General features: G+C 68.2%; 8 protein-coding genes. 5 read left to right on the top strand and 3 right to left on the bottom strand.

Annotated features, from left to right (window positions below):
• Together AC1D01_RS10685 and AC1D01_RS10680 are read left to right on the top strand one after the other, a co-directional pair.
• On the top strand, nt 1–2075 hold a 2075-nt coding region (locus tag AC1D01_RS10685; protein WP_477866012.1), incomplete at its 5' end, for an RHS repeat domain-containing protein.
• 421 nt (nt 2076–2496) lie between these two features.
• Nucleotides 2497–2658: a hypothetical protein gene (locus tag AC1D01_RS10680; RefSeq protein ID WP_477866011.1), complete on the top strand. Its 162-nt coding sequence runs from the start codon at nt 2497–2499 to the stop codon at nt 2656–2658.
• A 43-nt stretch (nt 2659–2701) separates the two neighbouring features.
• Here the strand turns inward: AC1D01_RS10680 and AC1D01_RS10675 are convergent, their stop codons facing one another.
• Nucleotides 2702–3724 (bottom strand): methionine synthase, encoded by a 1023-nt coding sequence (locus AC1D01_RS10675; protein WP_477866010.1) that lies wholly within the window; start codon nt 3722–3724, stop codon nt 2702–2704.
• A 149-nt stretch (nt 3725–3873) separates the two neighbouring features.
• On the opposite strand from AC1D01_RS10675, the gene AC1D01_RS10670 reads away from it, so the two are divergent.
• From AC1D01_RS10670 to AC1D01_RS10660, 3 genes are all read left to right on the top strand, one after another.
• Complete coding sequence (locus AC1D01_RS10670) at nt 3874–6336, top strand: membrane-bound PQQ-dependent dehydrogenase, glucose/quinate/shikimate family (RefSeq protein WP_477866009.1); 2463 nt, start codon at nt 3874–3876, stop codon at nt 6334–6336.
• Nucleotides 6337–6397: 61 nt separating this feature from the next.
• Complete coding sequence (locus AC1D01_RS10665; protein WP_477866013.1) at nt 6398–6751, top strand: FKBP-type peptidyl-prolyl cis-trans isomerase; 354 nt, start codon at nt 6398–6400, stop codon at nt 6749–6751.
• A 14-nt stretch (nt 6752–6765) separates the two neighbouring features.
• Nucleotides 6766–7689 carry a transglutaminase family protein gene (locus AC1D01_RS10660; RefSeq protein ID WP_477866008.1) on the top strand — a complete coding sequence of 308 codons (924 nt, stop codon included), beginning with the start codon at nt 6766–6768 and terminating at the stop codon, nt 7687–7689.
• Between the two features lie 10 nt (nt 7690–7699).
• Here AC1D01_RS10660 and AC1D01_RS10655 read toward each other — a convergent pair whose 3' ends face one another.
• Nucleotides 7700–8284 (bottom strand): hemerythrin domain-containing protein, encoded by a 585-nt coding sequence (locus AC1D01_RS10655; protein WP_477866007.1) that lies wholly within the window; start codon nt 8282–8284, stop codon nt 7700–7702.
• A 44-nt stretch (nt 8285–8328) separates the two neighbouring features.
• On the bottom strand, nt 8329–9502 hold a 1174-nt coding region (locus tag AC1D01_RS10650; protein ID WP_477866006.1), incomplete at its 5' end, for a GH36-type glycosyl hydrolase domain-containing protein.

The raw sequence follows: 9502 nt of genomic DNA, 5'->3' as shown, positions 1-9502 counted from the left end.
CGACCAAGGTGACCGACCCGCGCAACCTGGTCACGCAGTACCCGCGCAACGGTTTTGGCGATGCGACGCAGCTGATCAGCCCGGACACCGGTATCACCAACATCACCTACGACGCGGCGCGGCGTCTGAAGACCCGCACCGACAGCCGTGGCGTCACCGAGACCTACACCTATGACCTGGAAGGCCGGCTGACCAGCGTCGTCTACAGCCAGAGCGGTCAGCCGAGCCAGACCATCACCTGGAGCTGGGATCTCACCGGCGCGGACTACACCTACAGCATCGGCCGGCTCAGCCGAGTGGATCACCCGGGCGGCTTCGCCCGATTCAGGTACGACCCGCGAGGCCGGATCACCGAAGCCGTGCAGTCGGTGAACGCGAAGGCCGGTGCGAACACAGTTCCGATCCAGACGACGGTGAAGTACGCCTACTCGCACGGCGACCTGATGACCATCACCTACCCGTCGGGCCGCGTGCTGGTGATCACGCGCGACACCGGCGARCTGATCGCSATGAGCCTGGCGAAGGACGCAGGCAGYACGCCGGTGCCGCTGATCAGCAACGTGAAGTGGGAACCCTTCGGCCCGGTGAGCGGCTGGGACTGGCACATGGCGAGCGGGCTGGTGCCGCATATGCGCCTGTTCGACCTGAGCGGCCGCATCGTGCGCTACCCGCTGGGCAATGCGCTGCGCGACGTGACCTACGACGCCGCCGACCGCATCAGCGGGTTCACACACCTGCTGGCCACGGACGGCACGCCGCAGATTGCGCTGGACCAGAGCTTCGGCTACGACGAGAACAGCCGGCTGACCAGCATCACCACATCGGCGTCGAGCTGGTCGATCGCCTACGACCCGAATGGCAACCGCACGCGCGTGAACCTGAACGGCAGCTCGAGCGACTACACGACCGAGGCGACGAGCAACCGGCTGACGAGCATCACGAATCCGGCACGCAGCTTCGGCTACGACAACGCCGGCAACACGACCAGCGACAGCGCAGGCTACACGGCGACCTACGGCCTGAACGGCTCGATCGCGAGCATCACGAAGGCGGGCGTGATCGGCAGCTACGACTACGACGCGCAGCGCCGGCGCATCCGCAAGGTGACGAGCACGGGCGAGACGGTGATCTTCGTGTACGACCTGGAAGGACAGCTGTTGGGTGAATACGAGCAGAGCGGCAAGGCGCTGCGCGAATACGTGTGGCTCGACAACATCCCGGTGGCGATGTTCATGCCGGATCCGGCCAGCGCGAACAATCCGCCACTCGTCTACTACATCCATGCGGATCACCTGAATGCGCCGCGGATCGTCGTCGATCAGAGCGGCGCCAAGCGCTGGCGTTGGCTGGCCGAGCCGTTCGGCACGACGGCGCCGGAGACGAATCCGGAAGGACTCGGAGCCTTCACGCAGAACCTGCGGTTCCCGGGCCAGTATGCGGATGCAGAGAGTGGGCTCTGGTACAACCACTTCCGGAATCTCGATAGCTCCAAGGGTCGCTACACGCAATCGGATCCGGCGGGCTTGGCCGGTGGAATCAATACCTTTGCCTACGTCGACGGAAATCCACTGCTGCTGATGGATCCGAACGGACTCTGGAGCAGGGCCGATCTGCCGAGCCTTCCTGATGGCCTGGTCAATTTTTTCACCGGCTATGGGTCGTACTACGGCGGACTGTGGAATGCGGGCAAGCACATGTATCAGCGAGCGGGCCTTGCCGGAGAGTGTCGACAAAGACGAGCCATCGAGAATGAGGCAGCGCTGGCAGGAGGTTTACTCGCGCTTTCYAATCCGACCATTGCCGCCAATGCTGCTGCGCAAGTGGGCAATTGGGCTGCGAACCACAAGGCCTACTTGGCGGGGAGACTGTCTGCCGGTGGAGTTACCAGTATGTTGACTCGCACGGGGCCTTATGGCGGGATCTCACTGGGCCTCATTGCGGGCCTCGGCGACGCGCTCGAAAATATCGATCGCGCTGACGCGTCGAGTGCAGAGCAGGTTCTCAGAGGCATCCTAGGAGATCGGATGYCCGATCTACCTGACGTTCATCGAACAGAATGCGAGTGCAGAAAATGAAGATGCGCAGTCCTCAGCGCCGAAACCCGTTCGACAACCCTCTCTTGGCACTGCCGCTTCACATCTTTGCGTCGATCACATTCTTCGGCACGGCTTACCTTTCTCTTCGAATGAACTCGCTGTGGCCTGTTGTGGCAGGAGGAGTCGTGGTGAGCTGCGTGGAGGGTTTGTGGCTTTACTTCCTGCTGCGGAAGTAGAGTCGCCCAACCTCGGGTCGTCAGTCAGTCAGTCAGTCAGTCAGTCAGTCAGCGAAGAAAAACATACCCGAACACATCCGGCATCCTTGGAACAATCTCGGCATATGACCGCAGTCCCAAGCGATCCTGCCTCTGCGTGGTCTGCCGCAGCGTGGATCTGCATCGTTGGCTCCATATTCGGCGGCTTTGCCGTCTCGGCGCTCATCGCCAGGAGAGGCCGGCCGGTGATCGCCGCGACCGTCCCTCTTTGGATATTTGCTCCCACTGCTCTGGGTTCGACGATGCTGGACGGCAATGTCTCGTGGACCGGCGTCTGCATCATCGCAGGCCTTGCCCTTGCGTTTGCAGCGCTGACATGGGGAAGCCTGAAGGGCTGGGACACGTGAGTCAGCCACCCTGCTCCCGGCATGTTCCTCTCTCGGCGAATACTCAGCCCCCGCTGCGCCTCCTCGCCAGCGCCGCCCCCTCCCCCAGCGCCTTCAGCTTCGCCTCCGCCACCGCCCGGCTCATCGGCGCGAGCCCGCAGTTCGTGCACGGGATCAACCGCTCCTTCGGCACGAACTGCAGCGCGCGGCCGATGGTGTCGGCCACTTCCTCGGCGGTCTCGATGGTATCGCTCGCGACGTCGATCACGCCGACCATCACGTCCTTGCCGGCCAGCAGCGCCATCAGGTCGGGCGGCACGTGCGAATGGATGCACTCCAGGCTCACCTGGTCGATGCGGCTCGCGGCCAGCGCCGGGAACACCTTCTCGTACTGCCGCCACTCGTCGCCCAGCGAGTTCTTCCAGTCGATGTTGGCCTGAATGCCGTAGCCGTAGCAGATGTGCACCGCGGTCGTGCAGCGCAGCCCCTCGGCCGCGCGCTCCAGCGCCTTCACGCCCCAGTCGGCCGCCTCTTCCATGTAGACGTTGAAGGCCGGCTCGTCGAACTGCACGATGTCGACGCCGTCGGCCTCCAGCGCGCGCGCCTCCTGGTTCAGCAGCTCGGCGAACGCGAAGGCCATCTTCACGCGGTCGCCGTAGAAGCGGTCGGYCACCGTGTCGACGATCGTCATCGGCCCGGGCAGCGTGAACTTGATCTTGCGCTGCGTGTGCGCCCGCAGGAAGCGTGCCTCGGCCGCGTGAACGCGGCCGGTCAGGCTCAGCGGGCCCACCACCTGCGGCACCATCGCCTTGTAGCGGTCGCGGCGGATGCCCATCTCGACCTTGTGCTCGAAGTCGATGCCGGCCACCCGCTCCAGGAAGCCGTGCACGAAGTGCTGGCGCGATTGCTCGCCGTCACCGATCACCGACAGCCCGGCATCCTCCTGGGCCTTGATCCACAACAGCGTCGCATCGAGCTTGGCCTGCGCCAGCGCGTCGCCCTCGGCCTTCCAGGTGGGCCACAGCTTGCCGGTCTCGGCCAGCCAGGCGGGTTTCGGCAAGCTGCCGGCGACGGTTGCATCGAACATCGGGTCATCTCCTGAAATGCTGTGACATCCCGGCGGCGCAAGGCACACCGTCCTACGACGCGCCAGGATCGCGGCCGACAGCCGGCACGCATGCGGGCCGCTAACTTGGCCTGTGCGGGCGATTGTCCGTTGCCTTGCGGAGATTCCCCGTGCCGACTTCCCCTACCCCTCCCCGCGCGCTGTTGGCGCGCGTGCTCGCCGTCGTGCTGATCCTGTCCGGCCTCGCGCTCGCCGGCGGTGGTGCCTGGCTGATCGCGTTGCACGGCAGCCCGTACTACCTCGCCGCCGGCATCGCCGCCCTCGCGAGCGGCGCACTGCTGTGGCGCAGGCGCAGCGCCGCGCTGTGGGTCTTCACCGGCTGGCTGCTCCTGACGCTGGCCTGGGCGCTGTGGGAATCCGGCCTCGATTGGTGGCCGCTCGCGGCGCGGCTGGACCTGCTGTTCGTGCTCGGCGTGCTGCTGGTGACGGCGCCGGTCGCGCGCGCCCTGGGCATCGCCGGCCTGGGCAGCGCACGCGCCGCGCTGGCCACCGTGCTGATGCTGTCCGGCGTCGTCGCGGTCGCGTCGTGGACGGTCGATCGCCACGAGCAGGTCGGAAGCCTGCCGGCCGCCGCCGTGGCCAGCGACGCCGCGTCGGCCGTGCCTTCGGATGAATGGCACGCCTACGGCCGCACCGGGCACGGCCAGCGCTGGTCGCCGCTGAAGCAGATCACGCCCGACAACGTCGGCAGCCTGCAGCTCGCCTGGCAGTACCGCACCGGCGACCTGCGCGGCCGGCCCGGCGACCCGATCGAGACGACCTACGAGGTCACGCCGCTGAAGATCGGCAACCGGCTCTACCTGTGCACGCCGCACCAGTCGGTGGTGGCACTCGACGCGACCACCGGCCAGCAGGTGTGGCGCTACGACCCGCTGATCCAGGGCGAGCTGGCGCTGCAGCACCTGACCTGCCGCGGCCTCGGCTACCAGCCGCCGCGGGCCGCTGCGTCCCCCGCGGCACCGGCCTCGGCGCCGGCAGCCGCGGCAGACACCTCGCCGCAGCGCGTGGGCCTGCTGGTCGCCGCGACCACGCAGGGCGCGAAGGCGATCGATGCCTGCCCCGCGAAGCTCTTCATGCCGACGGCCGATGGCCGGCTGATCGCGCTCGACCCGGAGACCGGCGCGATCTGCCGCAGCTTCGGCGGCGGCCGCGGCCAGGTCGACCTGTGGGCGCACATGCCAAACCTGAAGCCGGGCTCGTACTACTCGACCTCGCCCCCCGTCGTCACGCAGAACCTGGTGGTCATCGGCGGTACCGTGCTCGACAACGTGTCGACGAAGGAGCAATCGGGCGTGATCCGTGCGTTCGACATCGAGACCGGCGCGCTGGTGTGGAACTGGGACTCCGGCAACCCCGACGCGACGGCACCGATCGCCGCCGGTGCGAGCTACACGCCGAATTCGCCGAACAGCTGGTCGATCTCCAGCGTCGACGAGGCGCTGGGCCTGGTCTACGTGCCGATGGGCAACCAGCCGCCCGACCAGTGGGGCGGGCAGCGCAGCGCGGCCGTCGAGACCTACTCGTCGTCGGTGGTGGCGCTGGAGCTCGCCACTGGCAAGGTGCGCTGGGTGTTCCAGACGGTGCACCACGACCTGTGGGACTACGACGTGCCGTCGCAGCCGAGCCTGCTTGACATCACGGTCGGCGGCGCGACGGTGCCGGCCCTCGTGCAGCCGACCAAGCAAGGCGAGCTGTTCGTGCTGGACCGTCGCACTGGCAAGCCGCTGCTGCCGGTCGAGGAGGTGGCCGCGCCGCAGGGTGCCGCGAGCGGCGACCACACCGCGCCGACACAGCCGCGCTCGGCGCTCTCGTTCGATCCGCCGCCGCTGCAAGCGCGCCACATGTGGGGCGCGACGCTGTTCGACCAGCTGGCCTGCCGGATCGCGTTCCACCGGCTGCGCTACGACGGCCGCTTCACGCCGCCGTCCGAAGGCGGTTCGCTGATCTACCCCGGCAACTTCGGCGTCTTCAACTGGGGCGGCATCGCGGTCGACCCGGTCCGGCAGATTGCCTTCACGACGCCGACCACGCTGGCCTTCACGTCGACGCTGGTACCGCGCCCGGATGCCACGAGCCTGATGGTGCAGGGCAAGGGCGAGCCGCTCGGCCCGCTGCCGGCGCTGAACGAGAACTTCGGCGCGCCCTACGCGGCGAAGATGAGCGCCTTCACGTCGCCGCTCGGCGTCCCGTGCCAGCAGCCGCCGTGGGGCAATGTGGCGGGTGTCGACCTGCGCACCGGGCAGGTGGCCTGGAAGCACCGCAACGGCACGGTGCGCGACCTGTCACCGCTGCCGCTGCCGTTCCGCATGGGCGTGCCCAACATCGGCGGGCCGATGATGACGGCCGGCGGCGTGGCCTTCCTGTCGGGCACGCTCGACGACTACGTGCGCGGCTACGACGTGAGCACCGGCCGCGAGCTGTGGAAGCAGCGGCTGCCGGCCGGCGGGCAGGCGACGCCGATGACCTACGCGGGCGCGGACGGGCGGCAGTTCCTGCTGGTGGTGGCAGGCGGGCACGGGTCGACCGGGACGAAGCCGGGCGACTACGTGCTGGCCTATGCGCTGCCTCGATGATCCCGCTGCCACGGGGATTCCATCGGCGCGTTAGCATCCCGGCTTTGCGCCCCAACAAGGAATCCCCATGCAGACGACCGCCTCCGGCCTCCAGTACGAAGACACCGTGCCGGGCACCGGCGCCGAAGCCCAGGCCGGCCAGCACGTGCGCGTGCACTACACCGGCTGGCTCTACAACAACGGCGTCAAGGGCGCCAAGTTCGACAGCAGCAAGGATCGCAACGACCCGTTCGAGTTCGGCCTCGGCGCCGGCATGGTGATCAAGGGCTGGGACGAAGGCGTGCAAGGCATGAAGGTCGGCGGCACGCGCGTGCTGGTGATACCGGCGGCGCTCGGCTACGGCGCACGCGGCGCCGGCGGCGTGATCCCGCCGAACGCGACGCTGATGTTCGAGGTGGAGTTGCTCGGCGTCTGATCCGGCGTCCGGCGATGACGATCCAGTACGACATCGTCCACACGACGACCTACCGCTATTCGAAGCCGGTGCGCTTCGGCGAACACCGCGTGATGTTCCGCCCGCGCGACAGCCACGACCTGCGGGTGCTCGCCACCGACCTGCAGGTCAGCCCCGCGGCCGGCGTGCGGATGATCCAGGATCCGTACTCGAACTCGATCGCGCTGGTGCAGCCGCTGGTCGAGGCCGACGCGCTGCGCTTCGTCTGCTCGTTCACGATCGAGCATGCGAGCAGCCACAACCTGGAGCTGCCGCTGTCGCCGTCGGCCGAGTTTTTTCCGTTCTCGTACTCGGTCGACGAGCGCTTCGACCTCGAGCACTACCTGCGCCCGCACCACGACGACCCGGACGGCACGCTCGCCGCATGGGCCCGCCAGTTCGTCCGCACCGACGGCCCCACCGGCACCCGCGACATGCTGGTGCGCATGAACCAGCACATCCGCGACACCTTCCGCTACGCCGACCGCGACGAGGAAGGCACGCAGCTGCCGCTGAAGACGCTCGCGCTCAACAGCGGCAGCTGCCGCGACTTCGCGCTGCTGATGATGGAGGCGGTGCGGCGGCTCGGCGTGGCGGCGCGCTTCGTGTCGGGCTACCTCTACGACCCGGCGCTCGACCCGGCCGCTCCCCGCGGCGGCCCGGGCGCCAAGGACACCGTCCCGACGACCGTTCCCACCACCGGCGCCGGCGCGACGCACGCCTGGCTGCAGGCCTACCTGCCCGGGGCCGGCTGGCTGCCGTTCGACCCGACCAACAACCTGCTCGGCGGATCGCAGCTGGTGCGGGTCGCCGTCGTGCGCGATCCGAAGCAGGCCGCGCCGATCTCGGGCAGCTGGTTCGGCGATGCCGACGCCTACCTCGGCCTGCAGGTCGACGTGAAGGTCACGCGGGTCGGCTGAACCCGCTCGCTCAGGCCCGCGAGACCGGGTGGTGCGCGAGGTCCAGCGGCGGCCGGCCCACGGGGTCGTCGCTCTCGTCCTCGTGCGGCTCGCCGCCCCGGGCCATCGCCTGGTACTCCTCCATCAGCTTGGCCTTGCGCGACGCGAGCCGCGCACCCACCGCCTTCAGGTCGACCTTGGCCTTCTTCGCCTTCGGGAAGATCTTGCCGTGCTCTTCCTCGACGTGGGCATCGATGTGCTTGCCGAGCACGATGACCTTGGCATCGAACTGGTCGTCGACCGGCGTCATCGCCGAGATCTCGGCGATCAGCTCGCGCGCGCTCGCATGCTCGACCTCGGCCTGGTCGACCAGCGCATCGTCGCCGATCGCGGCGCGCACCGCCGGGTAGAAAATCTCTTCTTCGATCTGGCCGTGCACCGTGAGCTCCATGCAGATGCGCTCGGCCACGGCGCGGCGCTCGCCGTCGGTGTTGCTGCGGTCACTGAGCTGGTGGAACGCGATGAACAGCTTCTTGATCGCGATGTGGTCGGCCTTCAGCATCTCGATGGCGTCGAAGCGCGACGGCTTGGCACGGGGACGAGGGGCAGCTGGCATGGTGATCTCCTTTCAATGCGACTTCAACGTTGGATTGACGGCATTCAGGCGAGCGTGGCCACGACCCGGTGCCGGGCACCGTCGTCGATGAATGGCACGCCGCCCTCGGGGGAAACAGGCTGTCCGTCGTGCTGCAGCGACCAGCGGCCCTGGGCCTTCGACGGGTTGCCCACTTCGATGTCATAGACCGTGCGGCCGCGCCGCAGCGTGACGCTGAACCCCGGCCAGCCGGGCGGCACCACCGGTGCGATGTGCAGCACGCCGTTGCGCACGCGCACGCCCAGCAGCTCTTCGATGCCGATGCGCCAGTACCAGCCGGCGGCACCCGTGTACCAGGTCCAGCCGCCCTTGCCGGTGTGCGGCGACTCGCCGTAGATGTCGGCCGGCATCACGTACGGCTCGACGCGGTAGCGCTGCACCGCGAGCCGCGAATCGCTCTTGCCGATCGGGTTCAGCATCGCGTACAGCGGGTACGCACGGCCGGCATCGCCGAGGCGCGCGAAGGCCATCGCGGTCCACACCGCGGCGTGCGTGTACTGCCCGCCGTTCTCGCGGATGCCCGGCACGTAGCCCTTGATGTAGCCGGGGTCGTGCGCGGTCTTGTCGAAGCTCGGCGTGAACAGCCGGATCAGCTGCGCGTCGCGGTCGATCAGCATCTCGTCGACCTTCTCCATCRCATCGCGCGCGCGCTGCGGGTCGCCGCCGCCGGCGATCACCGCCCAGCTCTGCGACAGCGAATCGATGCGGCATTCGTCGTTGGAAGCCGAGCCGAGCGGCGTGCCGTCGTCGAAATAGGCGCGGCGGTACCACTGCCCGTCCCAGGCATTCGTGTCGACCGCGGTCATCAGCTCCTGCGACAGCAGCGTCCATTCGGAGACCAGGTCGGCGCGCTCGCGGCGCATCGCGATCGGCATGAACTCGTCGAGCACCGACTTCAGGAACCAGGCCATCCAGACGCTTTCGCCCTGGCCCTTCCAGCCGACCCGGTTCATGCCGTCGTTCCAGTCGCCGCAGCCCATCAGCGGCAGCCCGTGCACGCCGCGCCCGCGGCTCACCTGGATCGCGCGCACGCAATGCTCGAACAGGCTCGCGCTCTCGTGCGAGATGGTCGGCTCGAAGTACTGGCTCTCCTCGTGCGGCGGCAGCTGCGGGCCCTCGAGGAACGACACCGTCTGGTCGAGCACCGCATCGTCACCGGTCACCGACACGTAGTACGCC

It is taken from the genome of Rhizobacter sp. P3_B12, from assembly GCF_056402895.1.
This window is presented reverse-complemented; position numbering and strand designations above follow the sequence as displayed.